The sequence below is a fragment of the Niastella vici genome (assembly GCF_002077945.1).
GTDB classification, from domain to species: Bacteria; Bacteroidota; Bacteroidia; order Chitinophagales; family Chitinophagaceae; genus Niastella; species Niastella vici.
Genome location: NZ_LVYD01000058.1, coordinates 209,729 through 230,541, shown reverse-complemented (window position 1 = coordinate 230,541; position 20,813 = coordinate 209,729). Strand labels below are relative to the sequence as shown.

The following is a 20,813-nucleotide window of genomic DNA, read 5'->3' as shown; positions in this document are numbered from 1 at the left end:
ACGTTGCTTACGCGTCCATTTCGCCTGCGATCAAATTCAGGCTACTCAGGGTAATGATGGCATCACTTAACATGGCGCCTTTCGATATTTCTTCGTATGCCTGGTAATAAACAAAGCATGGACGGCGGAAGTGCAACCGGTACGGTGTACGGCCGCCATCTGAGATCAGGTAAAAGCCTAACTCACCATTGGCGCCTTCTACCGACTGGTATACTTCCCCTGCCGGCATATCAATTTCACCCATGATGATCTTGAAGTGCCAGATCAGCGCTTCCATCTTCGTATATACATCCTTTTTCTCGGGCAGGTAATACTCAGGTACATCGGCATGGAAGATCTCAGCTTCTTTTCCTTTAAACTCCCGCACCTTACGTAAAGCCTGTTCAATAATGCGCAGCGATTGCCACATTTCCTGGTTGCGCACCAGGTATCGATCGTAACAGTCGCCGGTGCTGCCCACCGGTATTTCAAAATCAAATTCTTCGTAACTGCTGTACGGCGTATGTACCCGTACGTCGTAATCTACTCCGGCTGCCCGCAGGTTCGGCCCCGTGAAACCGTAATTCAGCGCTCTTTCGGCACTGATGGGTCCGCAGCCAATGGTACGTTCCATGAAGATGCGGTTACGGGTGAACAGGTTCTCGAACTCCTTCAGCACTTTGGGGTATTCCCGCAGGAATTTATCGAGCTTCTCAAATGCTACGGGTGTGAAATTCCTTTCAAAACCGCCAATACGCCCAATGTTGGTAGTAAGACGGGAGCCACATATTTCTTCATATATTTCGTAGATCAGCTCGCGGTATTGCATTACATACAGGAACCCGGTGAATGCGCCGGTATCAACCCCTACAATGGAGTTGCAAATGAGGTGATCGGCTATGCGCGCCAGTTCCATCACAATCACCCGCAGATAGTCGACCCGCTTGGGAATTTTTACACCCAGCAATTTCTCGCAGGTGATATGCCAGCCCATGTTATTGATGGGGGCTGAGCAATAATTCAACCGGTCGGTTAAAGGGGTAATCTGGTACAGGGGTCTGTGCTCGGCTATTTTTTCAAACGCACGGTGAATGTAACCTATGGTTTGTTCGGCCGAGATGATGCGTTCACCATCCAGTTCCAGGATATTCTGAAATACACCATGGGTAGCCGGGTGCGTAGGCCCTAAATTCAGGGTTGTGGTCTGCTTCTCAATGGAGCCTTCGGGTAATTTTATATGATGATCACTCATAAATTCGAAAATTAGCGTCCAAACATTTCATCATCCTTATCAACACGGGTTTGTTCTTCGAGCGGATACTCCTTGCGCATGGGGAAATAATCCATTTCATCCACATTCAGGATCCGCTTCAGGTTCGGATGACCTATAAAGTTAATTCCATAAAAATCATAGGTCTCTCTTTCCATCCAGTTGGCCGCTGAAAATAAAGCAGTGGCGCTGAATACATCCGGGGTTTGAATGTCGGTGAACACTTTGAACCGGATGCGAACGTTGGCAGTGAGGCTGTGCAGGTGATATACAACCGCCAGCTCACGTCCTTTATTATCAGGATAGTGAACGGCCTGCAGATCGGTCATAAAACGGAAAGCCAGGTCATCCTCATCAAATAAGAACTGAAGCACTTTCAGGTTAAGCTCTTTTGGTGCTTCAAAAGTGAGCATGCCATAAGGTTCCTGAAACTGCTGAACCTGTTCGCCAAACTTTTCAGTTAACCGCTGTTTGATAGTATCGTTCGTTAAAGCCATACCCCATCCCCTGTAAGAGGAATTTGTTTTTTATAGTTAAAATGACAATTACGGCTTCTGCCCTGCTTCGCCAACAGGCGAAAACCGGGGGTTATTGAATACCGTAGCTCTCCATTAATTGTTTATACTTATCGCTGTTCCTTCTGCGCAAGCTTTCGTTTCCTACCAACTCCTGAATTTTGATGATGCCATCGATAACAGCTTCAGGCCGGGGAGGACAACCAGGTACATATACATCTACAGGAATGATTTGGTCAATACCCTGTAAAACGCTGTAGGTATCAAAAATGCCGCCGCTACTGGCGCAGGCACCCATGGCCAGCACCCAACGGGGTTCTGCCATCTGCAAATATACCTGTTTTACAACGGGCGCCATTTTTTTGGCAATGGTACCCATTACCATCAACAGGTCGCATTGGCGGGGCGAAAAGCCCACACGCTCAGATCCGAACCGGGCCAGATCGTAATGCGATGCCATGGTGGCCATAAATTCAATTCCGCAACAGGAAGTGGCAAAAGGCAGTGGCCATATGGAGTTTTTCCGGGCCAGCCCAACCACTTTATCGAGGGTGGTTCCAAAAAAACCTTCGCCCATGTAACCTTCAGGACCTTCCTTAACCAGTTTCACATCGGTTTGACCGTAGATATTATATTGAACAGGACGTGCCATAATTTTAATTTGATAAAGCGTTAATTTGATAATTTGATAATGAATAACATGCTATATTACTATAACAACCGGCATAATCATATGTTTCTGCACCCGGTATTAAAAAGCATTAGCACATTAGCTAATTATCACATTATCATATTAATCTTCCCACTTTAACGCTCCTTTCTTGATAATGTATATAAAGCCGCACAGAAAAAATGCAATGAACATTAATACAGCTCCAAAGCCGCTCCAACCCAGTTCTTTAAAATTTACTGCGTAGGGGTAGAAAAAGATCACCTCCACATCGAATAATACGAATAAGATCGCTACCAGGAAGTACTTGATGGCCATAGGCTGCCGGGCATCACCGTGGCTTTTAATACCACTGGTAAATGTTTCCAGCTTATCGGCGGTATTGCGTTTGGGCCCCAGCCAGTGGGTAACACCCATCATAACCGCCACAAAGAGTACTGCGAAAATTAATTGAATAGCAATAGGGAGATACCAGTAGGAACTATCGGAATCATGGGCAACGGTGGAAACTTGGACTTGTAACAGGTACATAATCATAACCCGTTTTGGTTTAGTCGCAAAAATAAGACAGGGTTTTATATTTTCAACTTCTTAACGAATTAAAATAAAAATCCCCCCGGCAGATTTTAAAAAAAATCCGCCTGGGGGGCTGAATATGATACAATTAATTGTTTGTTTACCGTTTGTTAACCGTTACTTTTTAGCCGCACCACCCGATTTTGAGGTTGTGCTGCCGCTACCAGCCGGTTTTTTAGGCGCCGGTTGAGCCGGTCTGCTAAGCTGTTTCTGCAATGCAGGTTTGGCCGCATTGGCAAATTGATTCGAAGGATCGATGGCCAAAATCTTTTCCACATATGACAATGCTGTTTTAGCATCTTTTTTAGCGTCATTATAATATTGGGCCAAATACATGTACGAATTTATAATCTGCGATTTGAATTTTACTGAATCGAGCTTGGTAGCCATTTCAGCCAGTTTTTCATACGGTGCAACGGCAATTCCTGTGGTCATGGCAGTGTCCATAGCCTGTTTGGCACGGGCGCACCACAGGTAACCAAAGATCTGGTCGGGATATTTAGATTGATAAATACCACAGAAAAGGCTGTCGGCAGTAGCATAATTGGCAGCCTGGTAGTTAGCATAACCCCAGTTGTACAGATCGGTTTGTGAAGGCTCTTTCTTCAGCTTGTAAGCTTCACCCAGCCAGTTGGCTTCCTGTTTGCGGTCGCCCATTTTCTTGGCCAGGGCCGCAGCCTTGGTGATGTATTTTACTTTATTTTCTACAACCGTATCTTTTTCAATTGCTTTTTGCAGGTTTACAAAAGCCTGGGCTTCCTGACCTGGCGTTTTCAGGTTAATGTTGGCCATCTCTTCATAGTCGGCAGACACCACATCATCCGGATTCTGTTTGGCGAAATAATCGGCCATGTATTTATTGGCGCAGCTCATATCCTTCAGGGTATCGCAAACATAGGCCACCATTTTATACATCCTGGGCTCCACTTTTGCGCCATACTGGGTGATCAAACCATTCGCCTTGTCCTTTGCTTCTGCAAATTTGCCCGAAGCATACAGGAAGTCGGTTTTCAGGTATTCTGTTTCAGGACCCTGGTCTGAATTGGAAGCAAAGCTTTCCAGGTAAGGAGCGGCTTTGTTTACATCTCTGTAATACCAATAGTAGAACAGTTCAAAATAAGCTGGTTTATAAGCCGGATCGAGCTTGATGGCTTCATCGAAATTTGTCAGGAACAGCTCGGTGTTGCGCTGGGTAAGATAAATTTTACCGATCTTATATTTTACCGCAGCCATTTTGGGATCAAGCGTGAGGGCTTTATTGTAAGAAATGATGGCATTACCTCCATCAATTAATTTACGGTAAGCATCGCCCATAATCAGGTAGGTCTCGGGATCTTTAAATCCTTTGATCTGGGTAGCCAGGTTCAGCTTTTCAATGGCATACATGGCATCGCCTGCTTTTGTATCCACGTTGGCGCGGCCAATGGCATTGAACACTTCCACTTCTTTCCCTTTGGTTAAAGAGATGGCGGTTTCAAAACGCTGGCGGGCGTCGTTGGTCTTCCCTTCGCGCAACTCTAATTCGCCCATACCAACCAGTATGAGGGGGGCATTGCCATTTTGTTCCAGGGCTTTCTTATACAGGGCCTTGGCGGCTACTGTATCTTTTTGCTCAAGCATGGTTTGTCCCAGCCAGTATGTTGCATCGATATTATTCGGATTCGCAGCCAGGACCTTTTCAAAATTCTCCCTGGCACTTTTGTACCGTTCGTAATAGAGAAACTTGCGTCCCTGCTCCACACTCTGGGCAAATAGCACATTGCTACCCAGTACAACCATGGTTACAAAACTGATGAATCGCTTGCTCATTGTAAGTCGCTATTTTTTTAAAGTTTTATAATGTATTAGGAATCCGTGATTTAATTTTAATTACTGATCTGCACATTTCTCGAATACAGTCGCATTCTCGCAGGCAATAAATATGCCCGGTTAAATATTTTCTGCCCTTTTTCGTAGATAAGAAAATTAGCAAATCCGTTGCCAAGCCCGTCATAATTTTCCTTTAAAATATAATACAGCGGCCTTATCATCGGATACCTGTTATACGCTATATTATATTGAACCGGAGTAACATACTGCCCGCATGACTTACACTCTATTTGTGCAATTTTAACTTTTTTTAAGAAACTACGCTGGGTGGTATCATCTTTATTACCGATCCAGCTAACACCCAGTAAACCAATCGCATCCTGGTTTTTTGATACATAGTCGATCACCCCTTCCGAATTGGCTGCGGCCACCACGTTAGCGCTCAAAGGCTGGCCCTTCAACAGCGAATCTACCACATATCTTACGGTACTGGTAGCCGTTTTTCCATCGAGCAGCACTTTGTATTTATAACCACTGGTGCCTTTTACCATTGAGCGAATATCTTCCATCGAAAACAGGGTATCTTTTACCTGGTTGTTCACGATCACCGCGATGGCATCATAAGCAATGGGGCCAAATGCCGGCTTGAATTGCAATTTATTGGTAAGCGTAGTTTCCTCAGTTTCACTCAGGCCTCTGGTAACAATAACCATGCGAACACTGTCAACATTCAGATCGCGCAGGCATTCGGCCTCCGGTTTGTATTGTACCACAATATGCGCGTCGGGATATAAAGATTCGAATACTTTGATCTGAGAGTCGATCACCGGCTTAAAGGTTTCATCCACACTAATGTGAATTGTACCAGTGGTTGTAGTTTCCTGGGCCCCCCCTGAGCGGCGGTTCGAACTACATGCAGTTGCGAATAAATTAATGCCTGCTGCTACTAATAATATCCGGAACACCGGTCGGGCTAAACCTGTCCATTTCATCTTGTATCTTCTTTAATTATCAAAGCCTGGCAAGGCCGCGTTTAAACCTGTTGGTTTAACCAGATTTTAATACCGGTTTAAGCCAGTTTGTTTTCCTGTTTCAATTAATGTTAGGGCCGGTCTTTTATTGACGGCGTTCACATGCTGCTTTACCGGTAGTAGTTTTTCCTTATCCCGCGGTAGATCCTGAACCCGCCATACAACAAACAAATGCCACCGAAAATGTAGTTAAAAGGGGCAGAAAACACAGCATCTAACCCAAACTTGCGGGCAAAGAGCATCAACACCGCCATACCGGTATATATGATCCCCATTCCAAGGTCCATGATCGCCCTTCTGTTAACATATGCCTTCTGCTTTTTGTCATCAAACTCCGATGCCATTTGTACATATTTAGGGTCCGGGCAAGATAAGAAATAAACACGTTACGAAAATCCCGGTTTTCATGACTTTATTCAAAAAATAAGATGCAAAAGGCAATGATTTCCATAAAAATCCCTTCCCGGTAGCTATCGAAACAAACCAGAAACTATCAATTATCTTTGCCGGCTATGAAGATTTTAATGGTTTGCCTCGGCAATATTTGCAGAAGTCCGCTCGCCGAAGGCATTTTGCAGTACAAGGCAGAACAGGAAGGGTTATTATGGACCATCGAAAGCGCCGGCACCAATGGCTATCATGTGGGAGAAGCGCCACACCGGTTGTCGCAGAAGGTGGCACTCCTGAACGGCATTGATATAAGCCATCAACGCGCCCGCCGCTTTACAGCGGCCGATTTTAAACAATACGATAAGATCTATGCCATGGCCGAAGATGTGATCGATGAAATGCAGCGTATTGCCCGAAAGGATTTTGACGCCAGCAAAGTTGATCTGCTGATGAATGAACTGCACCCCGGTAAAAATATGGATGTCCCCGATCCCTGGTACGGGACCGAACCCGGTTATCACGAAGTGTTTGCCATGATTGACCAGGCTTGCGATACAATCATCAATAAATACCGGGTGCTGAATCCGTAGAAGTAACGGCCGGCAGTAAACAACTTAATTCAACTAAACTTAGCAAAACAGCATAATGTCTAAACCATCACTACCACAGGGTACAAGAGATTTTGGGCCAGAAGTGGTTCGCAAACGTCAATATATTTTCAATACCATTCGCACCGTTTTTGAATTGTATGGATTTCAGCCGCTCGAAACACCGGCTATGGAGAACCTCGAAACGCTTATGGGCAAATACGGGGAAGAAGGCGATAAACTCATCTTCAGAATACTTAATAATGGGCTCGATAATCCCGATAAACAGCAACAGGCCCGCGCCGATTTTGAAAAAGTGCTGGAAGGAAAAAATGTAAAAGGTATTACAGAACGCGCCCTCAAATATGACCTTACCATTCCGTTTGCCCGCTATGTGGCCATGAACCATGGGCAGCTCACCTTTCCGTTCAAACGTTACCAGATACAACCGGTATGGCGGGCAGATAGACCCCAACGAGGCCGCTATCGCGAATTCTACCAATGCGATGCAGACATGGTGGGTAGCAATTCCCTGCTGAATGAAGTGGAACTCGCAAACATCTATAATGATGTATTCACCCAACTGGGTATTGATCAATATGAACTGCGCATTAATAGCCGCAAGATACTGGCCGCCCTGGCCGAGCTGTGCGGCGGCGCCGATAAAATGATCGATATAACCATCGCCATCGACAAACTCGATAAAATAGGCCTTGACAAAGTAAAAGCAGAACTGGAACAACGGGGGTTGAACGAAGAACAGATCTCCACTATTGAAAAATACCTGAACATTACCGGGAACAACAGGGAGAAACTACAGCAGATCACCGCGCTGATCGGCCACCTGGAAACGGGGAAGAAAGGGATTGAAGAGCTGGAATACCTGGATAACAATTCCCAGATCGACAACCGGCACTCTCCACTTGTTCTTGATTTCACCCTGGCCCGCGGCCTTAATTATTATACCGGCATAATTTTCGAAGCAAAGGCCCCGGCTACCGTTAAGATTGGCAGCATTGGCGGCGGCGGCCGTTACAATGATCTTACCGGCCTGTTTGGTGTGCCCAATATCCCGGGCGTGGGTATCAGTTTCGGGGTCGATCGCATTTATGATGTAATGGAAGAACTGCAGCTATTCCCCGAAAACGTGGCTATTGGCACCCAGGTGCTGTTCTTTAACCTGGGCGCTGATGAGAGCACCATGGCCTTTTCGCATATGCAATCGCTGCGCAAGCAGGGCGTGCGTTGCGAATTATTTCACGAACCCACGAAAATGGATAAACAGTTCAAATATGCCGAAAAGAAAAATATTGGTTTTGTAATAATTATTGGCAGCCAGGAATTACAAAATGGTACCTGTGTTGTTAAAAACTTAAAGACCGGTATTCAGGAAACTATTCCGGTTGCCAACCTTACCAGTAAGTTATTTATTTGAGTTCGATCATAATCAAACAGATGATATGCAACGTAACCTTATAATCCTATTATTGCTATCAGTAATAATTACCGGCATTGTATCCTGCAGCCATGACAACAAAGGCATGGCCGTACCCAATGATGCATCAGTAGCCGTGCTCATTAATACCAAAACGCTTACTTCAAAAGTGAGCTGGCAGGAAATTCAACAAAACGAATGGTTCAGAAACCTGTACTCCCGGCAAAACGATTCATTGGGCAAACAAATACTGGATGACCCTGCTAATTCAGGCATCGACATAACAGGCGACCTGGCTTTTTTTATAAAAAAAGAAGGGCGCGGTGGGTATATGGCGTTTGAAGGTGGCGTGCAAAATGCAACTGCCTTTGAAGCATTTGCTACCAAAATTAATAAGGGCGGCAGGGTATCTAAAGATGGCGATGTAAACATCTTGAACACCAGCCACAGAAGCCTGGTGGCCTGGACCAACAACCGCTTTATATACATCATGGATGTTCCCTCCCCTCCTATACGGCCTACTGATCCTATTGAGGGATCTTCCTTTACAACAGACAGCTTACAAAAATTCGCAGTGGAATTGTTCGACCTGCCTCGCAAAAACAACCTGCTGAACGATGACCGCTTTGTATCCCTGATGAAAGAAACCGGTGATATCCATTACTGGGTAAATGCCGAGCAATATTATGGCAGCCTCAGCGGCTACTTATCACTCATCAGCGGGCTCAGTGTATTGTTCGAAGGCAATGCTTATGGCACTGCCATCAATTTCGAGAATGGGAAGATCGCTTTTAAATCAAGGGCTTTCTACAATACGAAGTTGAAAGAGATGTTGAAGCAATATGCGGAGGGCAAAGTAAGCGAAACTACCATCAACCGCATTCCTTCCAAAAATGTAGTGGCTGTTTTTGCCATGAAATATCCGCCCGCGGCCCTGAAAGACCTGATCAAACTGGCTGGCGTAGATGGTTTTGTTAATGGCTTTTTAGGCCGCGAGGGGTCCAGCATCGATGAATTTGTAAAAGCCAATAAAGGCGATGTACTGTTATCGGTAAGCGATTTTGAGATAAAGCCGCAGGAATTAACCATTACCGACGAAGATGGCAATCAGCAAACCATTAAGCAGGACGATATGCCCAGCGCAAATGTGTTGTTTGCAACTTCGGTCAATGATAAACCGGCCTTTGATAAACTGATCAACATCTTGCAATCGAGGGTGCAGGATTTTGGCCCCCTTGCCAGCAATGTGCATTTTCAGCTGAGCAACGACTGGTTTGCCGCAAGCAATTCGCCAGAGCAGGTAAATGCCTTTTTAAAAGGCGGCGGTACTAACCAGTTTCCCTTCGCCAGCCGTATCAGCGGCCATGCCTTTGGCGGCTATATCAATTTACAGGAAGTGCTGAAGCGGGTGGGGCCTGCGTTTTCTGACAGTAACACCAAAGCTGCGCTGGACGCTTCCATCAATATGTGGCAGGATATTTTCATGACCAGCACCGGCGAAAAAGATGATTCGTATACCGGTGAAGCAGAAATAAACCTGGTCGATAAAAACACCAACAGCCTGAAACAACTGAACAAATACCTTGATGCCATTCAAAAAATAGTGCATCCCATAAACAACCAGTACAATGTGCGGGTACCGTTCAGCGACCCGGTAACAGCGAACCTGGCAGCGCTTGAAACTGTTCTGCATCCATAAACAATAACTTTTTTAATAAAGAACAAGCCTGCTCACCGGATCAACACCCCAGGGCAGGCTTGTTTCATGATTAGTAATTATATTGCCAATATGCAACTTCAGTTACAACAACTCTTACCGGTTTATTTCGATGAAGCGCCCCGCCACACCTCGGAGGTGTGGCGAAGGGACCTGAGCTTTTCGAAAGGAGAGTATGTAAAGATCGTGGCGCCCTCAGGCAGCGGCAAAACCTCGCTCATGCATTTTTTGTATGGGCTGCGCAATGAGTACAGCGGCAACATTGTTTACAACAACCAGAACCTGCGGAATTATTCAGCAGAAGATATTGCCGGCTATCGCAAAGATCATGTGAGCATTGTTTTTCAGAATATGCGGCTGTTCCCTGAACAAACTGTTTTTGAAAATCTTGAACTGAAGCGGCAGCTGAACCCTTTTCATCCTGTTGAAAAGATCGCTGAAATGGCCCAACGCCTGGGCATTGGGAATAAACTATCATCAAAAAGCCGCATTTGTTCCTATGGCGAACAACAACGGGTGGCCATTATTCGCGCATTAATGCAACCTTTCGATTTTCTTTTGCTCGATGAGCCATTCAGTCACCTCGATGAAGTCAACTCCCAGAATGCCATGCAACTGATGCTGGAGGAAGCCAAATTGCGCAATGCCGCCATCATTTTTGCCGATCTGGAACGCATCGATTATTTTCCGTACACCCGATTGTTTCATTTGTAATCATTAGTCGTGGCAGTATCATTTAAACCCATTCGCTCTTTATTGCAAACAGGCACCAATAGCGGTTCCCGCTGGTTCTCCTATATTGGTTTAGGCATTGGCGTTTTGCTGTTGTTGTGTTCTATTCAAATGTTCATCAATATTCAACAACTGCTGAGTGGTGAAAGCCCACGCAAGCAGGGCTACGACTACATTTCCATTTCCAAGACCATTACCAATGAAACCATGGGGCAGCTGGATAAGAACCTGTTCAATGAAAATGATATTAAAGAAATGGCGGCCCAGCCTTTTATTCAGGGAGTGTCGCCGCTGGTAGCTACCCGCTTTCAGGTACTGTTAAGCGCCGGCGATATAATTCCCTTCAGCACCAATTTGTTCCTTGAATCGCTTGATAATAATTTTCTCGATACGGTTCCGCCCAATTTTACCTGGCACGAAGGGCAGGATTATATCCCCATTATTTTCTCTTCCGATTTTTTGGAAATATACAACGTGTTTGCGCCCGGTTATGGATTACCGCAATTGTCCGAAGCAACGGTATCGCAGGTGGTAGTGTATATTACGTGTAATGGGGAGAATGGGGTTAAGCAAACCTTTCGCGGCTCCATTGTAGCACTCAGCGACCGGGTAAACAGCATTATTGTTCCCAAGAATTTCCTCGACTGGGCCAATAACAAATTCGGCAACACAAACGACGTAAGGGCTTCGCGGTTGTATGTTAGAACCAAAGACGCTAACAACCCCACCTTCCTCAATTATTTGCAACAAAAGAATTATAAGGTCAATAAGGATAAAACAAAATTCGGCCGCGTAAAACAGGTGCTGCAGGGCATCTTTAGCGGACTGGGCATTTTTGGACTGTTGGTAGTTATACTGGCGCTGATGCTGTTCTCTTTTTACCTGCAGCTGATGATCGCCCGCAGTAAAGACAATTTGCAGTTGTTGCTGCAAATGGGTTATTCGCCCAACTGGCTCAGTAAAAATGTGTCAAAACAATTTATTCCCGTATACATACTGGTGGTGTTGATAGCACTGGGGCTTACTGAAGTTACGCAATGGGCCTTTCATCATTTTGCGATGTTCGACCGGCCAGAGCTGTCGTCCCTGCTGCACTGGACAGTAATAATCACCGCCATCTTATTGATAGCGCTGTCACTGATCACCAATTACCGCATGGTGAAAAAGTTATTGTATAAGCTGGTATAGCTTCTTCGGCTCTGTTCAGAGCCGGTTCGTTCAGGACCCGAATATCTGTTTCAAATGGTGCTCCATGTGCTCAACATAGTCAATGGCCAGCCATTCGAGGGTATGTGTATCACCAGCCGGGGTAATAATGATATAGGCTAATTTTTCTGCAGCAATATGGCTTACGACGTAATGCACCTGTTCATTCAGTGCACTCCACAATTTCAGCAAATGATCTAACGGCAATTGTTGATACCCGTTAATAACCACCAGTTCATCCTGGTTATACCGTATCACCTGGTAAGGTTGCGGAAAGTATTGAGTATCGGTAAAGCGTTTCAGGTTATTGATAGCCGAATCAGTGAGGTGGCCGAGTATTTCCTGTTTCGACCATTTGCCGGGCGCAGGCTTTTGTAAAATTGTGTCAAGTGGCATTTGCCTAAACCGTTCAGGGACTTCCTGAATATGTTTTTTTAACTGGATCAAGGCTGTTTGCAGGTTCATAATGGTAAATATTGAACCTGCAAACTAGGGAATTTATCTTTTCTTCGGGCGCATCATTTTCGCATGCTGCTTATCAACAAACTCCCTTGTAAACGATTCTTTCGTGATCACTTTAACACCGGCCGCCTTCCACTGATCGGCTAACTGGCATAACGTAACATAATCATTATAACCGCGCAAATGGAATTCATAATCGTAGGAAACTCCGTTACAGAGAAAGAGTAGTTCATTATTGTTGCCATAGGCGGCCTGGGGTTTCAACAATCCTTCGCGCCTGATGCGATAGATAAAATCATCATACGCATTAATATGCACTTCAATTGTGAGATCCTTAATGGAATACTTCTCCCTTCCTACCCTTATATAGGTGGAAGTTAAAGTCAGCAATCGCCTGTCGAGCGCCCGGAAGTTGAAGACTGTCATTTTTGAAATGCCGGCATACACCAGGGGAATAGCCCATATACACAAAACAAGCCAGATAATGTACATCGGTATTTGATCGCAGAGAAGCACACACATCAAAAAGATGCTCAAAATATATAACACAATCCAGAAGCGCGCATACGGATTGTATTTATAAATAAGCGTGGTGAGTACAGTTTCCTGCATAAGTTATTCCCCGGGGTATGGCAGTAAAAATAATAAAATAAACTTCAGTTCCTAAACACCTTCATAAACAATGGCGCCCCCCTGCCCTACGCCCACACACATGGTGGCCAGCCCGTATTTTGAACCGCGCTTCTTCATCTCATGCACCAATGTAGCCGAAATACGTACGCCGCTGCAACCCAATGGGTGCCCAATGGCAATAGAGCCGCCATTCACATTTATTTTGGTAATATCCAGTTTCAGGTCCTGGATACAGGCAATGCTTTGAGCCGCAAACGCTTCATTCAGTTCTATAAGATCAAGGTCGCGAACAGTAATACCCGCGCGTTGCAATGCTTTCTGCGTGGCGGGTATGGGGCCAATGCCCATAATGGCCGGGTCAACCCCTGCCACGGCCATTGATACAATGCGGGCCATGGGTTGCAGGTTATATTTTTGAACCGCATCTTCACTGGCCAGCAGCATGGCAGCTGCGCCATCATTAATACCCGAAGAATTACCAGCCGTAACGCTTCCATCTTTTACAAATGCCGGACGCAGGGTGCTCAGCTTTTCCATTGAAGTCTGGCGCGGCGGTTCATCTTTTTCGAAGAATATTTTTTCTTCCTTGCCGCCAAAGATCTCTACGCCGCTGATCTCTTCTTTAAATCTGTCTTTTGCCAGTGCCGCAAAATATTTCTCCTGGCTTTGCAGGGCAAACTCATCCTGTGCCTGGCGGCCTATGTTCCATTGTTTGGCCACATTTTCAGCCGTTTCGCCCATGGAATAAGGATAATATTTTTCAGTAAGTTTTTTATTCGGGAAACGCCAGCCGATGGTTGAATCAACCACTTCGGGTGTACGGTTCCAGGCGCCGGATGATTTCAACATTACAAAGGGGGCACGCGTCATGCTTTCGACCCCACCCGCAATCAGCAGGTCGCCATCGCCACACATAATGGCGCGGGCAGCATCCATAATGGCCTGTAAACCTGAGGCGCATAACCGGTTAACGGTATTACCCGGCACCGTTACGGGCAGGCCGGCCAGCAGGGCGGCCATACGGGCCACATTGCGGTTACTTTCCCCGGCCTGGTTGGCATCGCCGGCAATTACATCTTCAATGGCATTAACGTCTATGGAGGCGTTGCGTTGTAATAATGATTTGATCACATGGGCCAGCAGATCGTCGGGCCGGATGGTACTCAATGCGCCACCATATTTTCCAATAGGTGTACGCACGGCATCAATGACATATACTTTCTTCATATAGTTTTTTGTTTAACCTGGAGCATTTATCAGGGCCGCAAAGTAATTGTTATTTATGAATTATCTATTTTTCCGCATCTCATTATAAACCCACCGCCGTACATGAAGAAACTATTCGCGTTATTATCATTCAGCTGCTTTCTCTTTGCGTGTCACCCACAAAAAGATCAAAATAATTTTGCTGATCTTATTAAGGGCGACTGGGTGGGCCCCGATGAAAGCAAGGAAAACAGTCATAATGAAACAAAGTTTATATCTTTTGATGATTCCACATGCCGGATCTCATTTGGGGGAGGTGCTTTAAAATATGAGATTGAAAAAGATACATTTTATATTGAAAGCCCGGATGGTGACCCAATAAGCAATATGGCAAAATATACAATTGCAAAACTTACAACAGATTCACTCGTTTTACTGCCAACTATGAGCTGGCAGGACACTTTTCACTTTTCAAAAATCCACCCTAAAAACATCATCACCCCAACTACAATCTATTTTACCAGTCCCAATATTAGCTTTGAGATCGACTCTTCCCGGAATGTTCGAATTTATGGCGAACTGGAAATGGATACTTTAGGAGTAATGTATATTTCAAAGGGAGGGTTCAGCGGAAGGATCAGTGAAAACGAATACAATTCGATTATCAGTAAAATAAGGAATATTCAAGTTGATTCTCTACAACAAGGCTACGAAGCGGAGTGGTCAAACGATCAAACATTGGGAGTTGCTTTTGCTCATGGAAATACGGCCACGATGTCAGCTGCCTATGGCCATCACAAGGAACCGATTGAATTACACCTTTTGTTTGGAAAGTTGATGAATGTATATAAGGAAATGAACAAGCAGCCTGATTCGTCGGTGACTGAAATCAACCCGATAGGATCGAATTTAATACAGATGACGCATAGGGTTCCTGTGCCACCTCCTCCTCTCCCACCGCTCTGTCCAAACAAAAAATTCACACCACCGGCACATAAATGACGAAATTTCTGGTAACTATTTAACATCCTGACGGTAAACCGTTTATTCGGCAACTGTTAAATCAATCAGCCCCCATTAGCTAATCCGCCCGGCCCTTTGTACCTTTGCGGCATGTTAAAGACGGCGAAAAAGAACATCAGGCAGTTGAGCCTCAGTGAGCTGGAACAATATTTTGAAACCCTGGGCGAAAAGAAATTCCGCGCCAAACAGGTGTATGAATGGCTTTGGCTCAAACAGGCCCAGTCTTTTGAGGCCATGACCAACCTCAGCAAAGACCTGCGGGCCAAACTCGCTGAAAACTTTTCCCTACCGGCTTTAGGCGTTGACGCCACGCAATACTCTGCCGATGGCACTATTAAATCGCGTTTCCGTACGCAGGATGGCCACCTGGTCGAAGGCGTGCTCATTCCTACCGACGAACGCAAAACCGCCTGCGTTTCCTCCCAGATCGGTTGTTCGCTGAGCTGCAAATTCTGCGCAACGGGTTATATGGACCGCAAACGTAATTTGGAGTTCGATGAGATCTACGACGAAGTGGTGCTCATTAACCAGCAATGCGAACGCGTATACAATAAAAAGCTCAGCAATATTGTGTTCATGGGTATGGGCGAACCCCTGCTCAATTACAAGAACGTACTGCACGCTATCGAACGCATTACCTCACCCGACGGACTGGGCATGAGCCCCCGCCGCATCACCGTTTCTACCGCCGGTGTGGCCAAAATGATCAAACAGCTGGGCGACGATAAAGTGCGGTTCAAGCTGGCTTTATCGCTGCATGCCGCCAATGATATAAAGCGCAATGAGATCATGCCCATTAACGAAACCAATAACCTCAAAGCGCTTATTGAGGCCCTGAACTATTTTTACCAGAAAACCGAGAACGAGATCACTTTTGAATATATTCTTTTCAAGGACTTTAACGACTCTTTAAAGGATGCCGATGAACTCATCAAGATCTACCGGCAGGTGCCCGCTGACCTCGTTAATATTATTGAATACAACCCCATCGACGCTGCCCGCTTTGAAAAGCCCGAGGAGGCTACGGTTCAACAATTTATGACCTACCTCGAACGCCACAAAGTAAACGCCCGCCTGCGCCGCAGCCGCGGTAAGGACATTGATGCCGCGTGCGGACAGTTAGCCAATAAAGATCAGCTATAAGAACTAATTGATTTTGAATACAGTAAGGCCGGTCATTTGTCCCGGCTTTTTATTTTCTATCAGGCATTCGTTGCGTCGCACCCTGCCGATTTTATCGGCATCCCGACCGCGGTCGGGACTTGTACATCCGGTTCGCTGCTCAACTGTTAACGGGTTAACTTTCATTGCCATTCATCCGTAAAATCCTCCATCTACGAATATCTTCTTACTTCAATTAAACTTCCCCCTTCCACCACCGTCTATGTTACTGTTTACACGATTTATTTAACAAAACCGGCCGGAGGAAAAACCCCACACCCGGCTTCTAAACAGTAAAATAAGAAATTATGAAAAAAGCAATAATTGGAATGGCGCTGGCCGCATTTATAGTAACCGGCGCCTGTGCGCAGGATCAGTCGAACAGCCTGGCCGATCGTCCTAAAGGACACCACCCCCGCGGTGACGTTATGCAACAGCTTAACTTAACCGATGAACAAAAAACAGAAATGAAGACCATCAATGATGACTTCAAACAACAAATGACCGATCTTAAAAAAAGTGAAGACAAGATAACCGTTACCGAATGGAAGAGCAAGATGGCCACCATACGCAAAGACCATCACGAAAAAGTAGATAAGGTGCTTACCGATGATCAAAAGGCCAGCCTGAAAAAGATGATGCGCGAACACAGAGGTGAGATGAGACATCAGGGACGCCACCGCATGGAGCAAATGAAAAAAGACCTGAACCTTACCGATGATCAGGTGAACGCTTTAAAGAAGAACCATGAAGCCATGGAACAAAAATTCAAAGCGATCCGTGACGATAAAAGCCTCACCGAAGATCAGAAAAAAGCAGAAGTGAAAAAGTTCAAACAGGAACAACACGACAACCTGAAATCAATTCTTACCCCCGAACAGTTGCAAAAGCTGGAACAACAAAAACAACAGCATAAACATCACGGGCAACAACCGCCTGTTCAATCATAAATGCTGCATCTCTATATTTTACCCCCTCTCCCGGCCAAAAACCGGGAGAGTTTTTTATTTTGTACCTTTGCCGCTCACTACTGTTGAAAAACAGCAAACTACTACACATGGCAAAAGGATTTAAGAAATTTATGGATAAAGGCGATAGCGGCGCCAAAAAGAAAGAACGCATCCGTCAGGAGAAGAAAGCGATTCGCCAGGAAACCAAAGAATTCTTCGAAAAGAAAAAACAGGAAGCCCGCGAAGCCAGGGCACAGGGCCAGGCTGGTGGTTATCAGTCGCAAAGAGGCAGAGATGAACAGGCCGGAAAGAAGGCTGCCGGAAAAGGAGCCAACTTCAAGCAACAAGACAACCGGTTCAAACCACAAGGCGAGAAAAAATCTGCCGGCTTTAAGCCACCCATTGAGAAGAAAGGAGCAGGCTTTAAGCCATCCCTCCAGAGCGGGACAAACAAAGGCAACGAAGCTGCAAAACCAGCTTTCGTCAAAACTTCAACGGGCAAGGTTGATAAGGCTCAAAAAGCGGAGACCAAACCGGCTACCGACAACCCAAAACCGGGAACTGCCATGCCTTTAAACAAATTCATCGCCCATGCCGGCATTTGTTCACGCCGTGATGCAGCCGAAATGGTAAAGGCCGGTAAAGTGATCGTGAACGGCGATAAGATATTGGAACCCGGTCATAAAGTAACCGATAAAGACGACATTAAAGTGAACGGCAAAAAGCTGTTCATTCGCCGCAACCTCGTTTACATTCTCATTAACAAACCCAAAGATTATATCACCACTACCGAAGACCCGCAAGGCCGTAAAACGGTACTGGACATCATACGCAACGCCACCGAAGAACGGGTATACCCCATTGGCCGGTTAGACAGAAACACTACCGGTGTTCTGTTACTCACTAACGATGGCGAACTGGCGCAAAAGCTTTCGCACCCCAGCTACGAAATAAAAAAGATCTACGAAGTAAAGCTCGATAAGCCCCTTATAAAAAAAGATTTCGATACCATATTCAACGGTGTTACCCTCGAAGATGGTTTTGTTGCACCCGACTCCATGGCCTATGCCGATCCAAAAGATAAAAGCGTTATCGGCATCGAAATACACAGTGGCCGTAACCGCATCGTTCGCCGCATATTCGAACATATGGGGTACGATGTGCGCAACCTCGACCGGGTAATGTATGCAAACCTCACCAAGAAAAATGTAGACAGAGGCAAATGGCGTTTTCTCACTGAAAAGGAAGTGCGCCTGCTGAAATACCTGAACGCCTCTTATACAAAAAACAAAACCGTTACACGTGGTTAAAGTAGCACCCGAGATCATTTTCGAGAACGATCATTTCATTGTTATCAATAAACCGCCGGGGCTGCTAAGCATTCCCGACCGCGAAGGAAAAGAAGTATCCCTGAAGCTGTTGCTGCAGCAGAAATACGGAGAAATATTTACCGTTCACCGCCTCGACCGCGAAACCAGCGGCATCATTGTATTTGCCAAAGACCCCGAAACACATAAATTCCTGTCACAGGCATTTGAAGAACGGGCCGTGGAGAAATATTATCTCGGTATTGTTACCGGCACCTTACCCGATAAACAAAAGACCATTGAAGCCCCTATTACAGAGAACATGGTTAAAAGGGGCGTCATGATCATTCATAAAAGAGGAAAACCCGCCATTACCGATTATGAAGTGCAGGAAGAGTTTGGTAAATTCTCGCTGGTGCAGTTCCGTATACATACCGGCCGCACCCACCAGATAAGGGTGCACATGCAATACATTGGCCACCCGCTGGTTTGCGATGAATTATACGGCGATGGTATTCCGGTAAAGATCTCTTCGTTCAAACGCAATTATAAGCTTTCTAAAAACGAAGAAGAAGAAAAACCTATTCTGGCCCGCACCGGCCTGCACGCCCAACGGTTACATTTCACCGATATGGAAGGCAAGTCATACGATTTTGAGGCTGAAATGCCGAAAGATATGCGGGCGCTGTTGACGCAGTTAAGGAAAAACAGTTAGCAAGTTATTGGTTTATTAAGTTCGTTAGTTAATTCAGAACTAACGAACTTAATAACTTACAAACTAATAAATTAATCTACATACACGACCCCATCCTTCATCACAAAGGTCACTCTTCCCATTACCTGTATATCTTTAATAGGGTCGCCATCAACCGCTATAATATCGGCCCACTTGCCCTTTTCAATACTACCGGTTTTATCATAAATACCAATGAGGTCGGCGGCTGATAGGGTGGCCGACTGAATGGCTTCCATGGGCGGCATACCTGCTTCGGTCATATATATAAATTCCATCCAGTTCTTACCATGTGCATATACGCCGGCATCGGTTCCAAACGCGATCTTTACCCCGGCCTTGTATGCTTTAGCAAAGGTGGCCTGTATCTTTGGGCCTATCGCCAGCGCCTTGGGCGTTACTAACGGCGGATAATAGCCGGGTTTCTTTGCACTGTCGGCTACCGACTTCCCGGCCGTAATGGTAGGCACGAAATAAGTGCCATGCTCTTTCATCAGCTGCATCACTTCTTCATCCATAAAAGTGCCATGCTCAATACTGTTCACGCCCGCCCTCACCGCTCTTTTCATGGCTTCGGCGCCATGGCAATGCGCCGCCACTTTATATCCATAATCATGTGCGGTTTCAACAATCGCTTTTATTTCCTCTTCTGTGAACTGGGGGTTCTCCCCGCTTTTGGCCACGCTCAGCACCCCACCCGATGCGGTGATCTTGATCACATCGCTTCCCTCCTTATATCGTTGCCGCACCGCCTTGCGGCACTCATCGGGCCCATTGGCCACCCCTGCTGCCGGCCCGGGATCACCCATCAAATCGTCGCGGAACCCGTTGGTAGGGTCGGCATGCCCGCCCGTGGTTGCAATGGTTTTACCGGCGGTGAATATGCGCGGCCCTTTGATAAGCCTTTTATTAATGGCATTCCTGAGCGAAATATTCACTCCCGTACCGCCAAGATCGCGCACGGTAGTAAAACCGGCCCGCAGCGTACGCTCGGCAAATACCACCGATTGAAAAGCATAATCAGCCGGGTTAAAAGTAAATGGCTCCTGGTAGCGGGTAGGGCTGGTTTCATGCTCCAGATGCACGTGGCAGTCTATAAGGCCCGGCATCACGGTCTTATTCTTAAGATCGATCACTTTATCGGCCCCCGATGCTTTCGCATAACCGGCCTGTATATCTGTGATCCTGTTTCCTTCTACAATAATGGAATATTCATTAAGTACCTGCCCTTTGGTAACATCGATAAGTTTACCACAATGCAAAATGGTGCGTTGTGCAAGCAGTAATAAAGGGTTACAGATCAATAGAGCGAGCAGTAGTTTCTTCATGTGACGGCGTTTCTATGAAGATAAAACTTTTAAACATTTCAGAGTTGCCGCTTAAAAAGCAAAATCCCCTCCCGGCCATGCCAGAAGGGGATT

21 protein-coding genes are annotated in these 20,813 nt (G+C 45.9%); 10 read left to right on the top strand and 11 right to left on the bottom strand.

The genetic code is table 11. The features are described from left to right. Positions 1-7 precede the first annotated feature (7 nt). The 7 genes from A3860_RS25105 to A3860_RS25075 all read right to left on the bottom strand — a co-directional run bounded on the left by A3860_RS25105 (position 8) and on the right by A3860_RS25075 (position 6,194). A complete protein-coding gene (locus A3860_RS25105; RefSeq protein ID WP_081151214.1) occupies positions 8-1,231 on the bottom strand; it encodes an NADH-quinone oxidoreductase subunit D in 1,224 nt (407 codons plus the stop codon). 11 nt (positions 1,232-1,242) lie between these two features. Continuing rightward, the gene (locus tag A3860_RS25100) at positions 1,243-1,746 is read right to left on the bottom strand and encodes an NADH-quinone oxidoreductase subunit C (RefSeq protein WP_081151212.1); all 504 of its coding nucleotides are present in this window, start codon (positions 1,744-1,746) and stop codon (positions 1,243-1,245) included. 91 nt (positions 1,747-1,837) lie between these two features. Continuing rightward, positions 1,838-2,416 (bottom strand): NADH-quinone oxidoreductase subunit B, encoded by a 579-nt coding sequence (locus A3860_RS25095; protein ID WP_081151210.1) that lies wholly within the window; start codon positions 2,414-2,416, stop codon positions 1,838-1,840. Between the two features lie 141 nt (positions 2,417-2,557). Then, on the bottom strand, positions 2,558-2,965 hold the full coding sequence (locus tag A3860_RS25090) for an NADH-quinone oxidoreductase subunit A (RefSeq protein WP_081151208.1): 408 nt from the start codon (positions 2,963-2,965) through the stop codon (positions 2,558-2,560). Between the two features lie 162 nt (positions 2,966-3,127). Next, positions 3,128-4,819 carry a tetratricopeptide repeat protein gene (locus tag A3860_RS25085; RefSeq protein ID WP_081151206.1) on the bottom strand — a complete coding sequence of 564 codons (1,692 nt, stop codon included), beginning with the start codon at positions 4,817-4,819 and terminating at the stop codon, positions 3,128-3,130. Between the two features lie 56 nt (positions 4,820-4,875). Continuing rightward, a complete protein-coding gene (locus A3860_RS25080; RefSeq protein WP_081151204.1) occupies positions 4,876-5,811 on the bottom strand; it encodes a PstS family phosphate ABC transporter substrate-binding protein in 936 nt (311 codons plus the stop codon). A 149-nt stretch (positions 5,812-5,960) separates the two neighbouring features. Next, positions 5,961-6,194 (bottom strand): hypothetical protein, encoded by a 234-nt coding sequence (locus A3860_RS25075; RefSeq protein WP_081151202.1) that lies wholly within the window; start codon positions 6,192-6,194, stop codon positions 5,961-5,963. A gap of 168 nt (positions 6,195-6,362) precedes the next feature. Here A3860_RS25075 and A3860_RS25070 point away from each other — a divergent pair, with 168 nt between their 5' ends. The 5 genes from A3860_RS25070 to A3860_RS25050 all read left to right on the top strand — a co-directional run bounded on the left by A3860_RS25070 (position 6,363) and on the right by A3860_RS25050 (position 11,899). Next, complete coding sequence (locus A3860_RS25070; protein WP_245843623.1) at positions 6,363-6,830, top strand: low molecular weight protein-tyrosine-phosphatase; 468 nt, start codon at positions 6,363-6,365, stop codon at positions 6,828-6,830. 55 nt (positions 6,831-6,885) lie between these two features. Beyond that, on the top strand, positions 6,886-8,262 hold the full coding sequence (gene hisS / locus A3860_RS25065; RefSeq protein WP_081151199.1) for a histidine--tRNA ligase: 1,377 nt from the start codon (positions 6,886-6,888) through the stop codon (positions 8,260-8,262). A gap of 25 nt (positions 8,263-8,287) precedes the next feature. Continuing rightward, positions 8,288-9,961 carry a DUF4836 family protein gene (locus A3860_RS25060; protein ID WP_081151197.1) on the top strand — a complete coding sequence of 558 codons (1,674 nt, stop codon included), beginning with the start codon at positions 8,288-8,290 and terminating at the stop codon, positions 9,959-9,961. Positions 9,962-10,051: 90 nt separating this feature from the next. Continuing rightward, entirely contained in the window at positions 10,052-10,693 is a 642-nt protein-coding gene (locus tag A3860_RS25055) for an ATP-binding cassette domain-containing protein (RefSeq protein ID WP_081152280.1), read from the top strand. Positions 10,694-10,702: 9 nt separating this feature from the next. Further along, positions 10,703-11,899 (top strand): FtsX-like permease family protein, encoded by a 1,197-nt coding sequence (locus A3860_RS25050; RefSeq protein WP_081151195.1) that lies wholly within the window; start codon positions 10,703-10,705, stop codon positions 11,897-11,899. A gap of 30 nt (positions 11,900-11,929) precedes the next feature. On the opposite strand, the gene A3860_RS25045 is transcribed toward A3860_RS25050, so the two are convergent. From A3860_RS25045 to A3860_RS25035, 3 genes are read right to left on the bottom strand one after another with little or no spacing between them, the layout of a single operon-like run. Beyond that, positions 11,930-12,382 (bottom strand): DinB family protein, encoded by a 453-nt coding sequence (locus A3860_RS25045; RefSeq protein ID WP_081151193.1) that lies wholly within the window; start codon positions 12,380-12,382, stop codon positions 11,930-11,932. Positions 12,383-12,415: 33 nt separating this feature from the next. Then, positions 12,416-12,991, bottom strand: a complete 576-nt coding sequence (locus A3860_RS25040) for a hypothetical protein (RefSeq protein ID WP_081151191.1) — start codon at positions 12,989-12,991, stop codon at positions 12,416-12,418. A 51-nt stretch (positions 12,992-13,042) separates the two neighbouring features. Then, complete coding sequence (locus tag A3860_RS25035) at positions 13,043-14,239, bottom strand: thiolase family protein (RefSeq protein WP_081151189.1); 1,197 nt, start codon at positions 14,237-14,239, stop codon at positions 13,043-13,045. 102 nt (positions 14,240-14,341) lie between these two features. On the opposite strand from A3860_RS25035, the gene A3860_RS25030 reads away from it, so the two are divergent. The 5 genes from A3860_RS25030 (at position 14,342) to A3860_RS25010 (ending at position 19,374) form a co-directional block, all read left to right on the top strand. Then, complete coding sequence (locus A3860_RS25030) at positions 14,342-15,220, top strand: DUF6438 domain-containing protein (RefSeq protein WP_081151187.1); 879 nt, start codon at positions 14,342-14,344, stop codon at positions 15,218-15,220. Positions 15,221-15,331: 111 nt separating this feature from the next. Then, complete coding sequence (gene rlmN / locus A3860_RS25025; protein ID WP_081151185.1) at positions 15,332-16,384, top strand: 23S rRNA (adenine(2503)-C(2))-methyltransferase RlmN; 1,053 nt, start codon at positions 15,332-15,334, stop codon at positions 16,382-16,384. Positions 16,385-16,710: 326 nt separating this feature from the next. Further along, the gene (locus tag A3860_RS25020) at positions 16,711-17,352 is read left to right on the top strand and encodes a Spy/CpxP family protein refolding chaperone (RefSeq protein ID WP_081151183.1); all 642 of its coding nucleotides are present in this window, start codon (positions 16,711-16,713) and stop codon (positions 17,350-17,352) included. A 107-nt stretch (positions 17,353-17,459) separates the two neighbouring features. After that, a complete protein-coding gene (locus A3860_RS41940; RefSeq protein WP_245843622.1) occupies positions 17,460-18,662 on the top strand; it encodes a pseudouridine synthase in 1,203 nt (400 codons plus the stop codon). Continuing rightward, positions 18,655-19,374, top strand: a complete 720-nt coding sequence (locus tag A3860_RS25010; RefSeq protein ID WP_081151181.1) for an RluA family pseudouridine synthase — start codon at positions 18,655-18,657, stop codon at positions 19,372-19,374. Before A3860_RS41940 ends, A3860_RS25010 begins: the two co-directional genes overlap by 8 nt. A 71-nt stretch (positions 19,375-19,445) precedes the next feature. On the opposite strand, the gene A3860_RS25005 is transcribed toward A3860_RS25010, so the two are convergent. Further along, entirely contained in the window at positions 19,446-20,720 is a 1,275-nt protein-coding gene (locus A3860_RS25005) for a metal-dependent hydrolase family protein (protein ID WP_081151179.1), read from the bottom strand. Between the last annotated feature and the right edge of the window lie 93 nt (positions 20,721-20,813).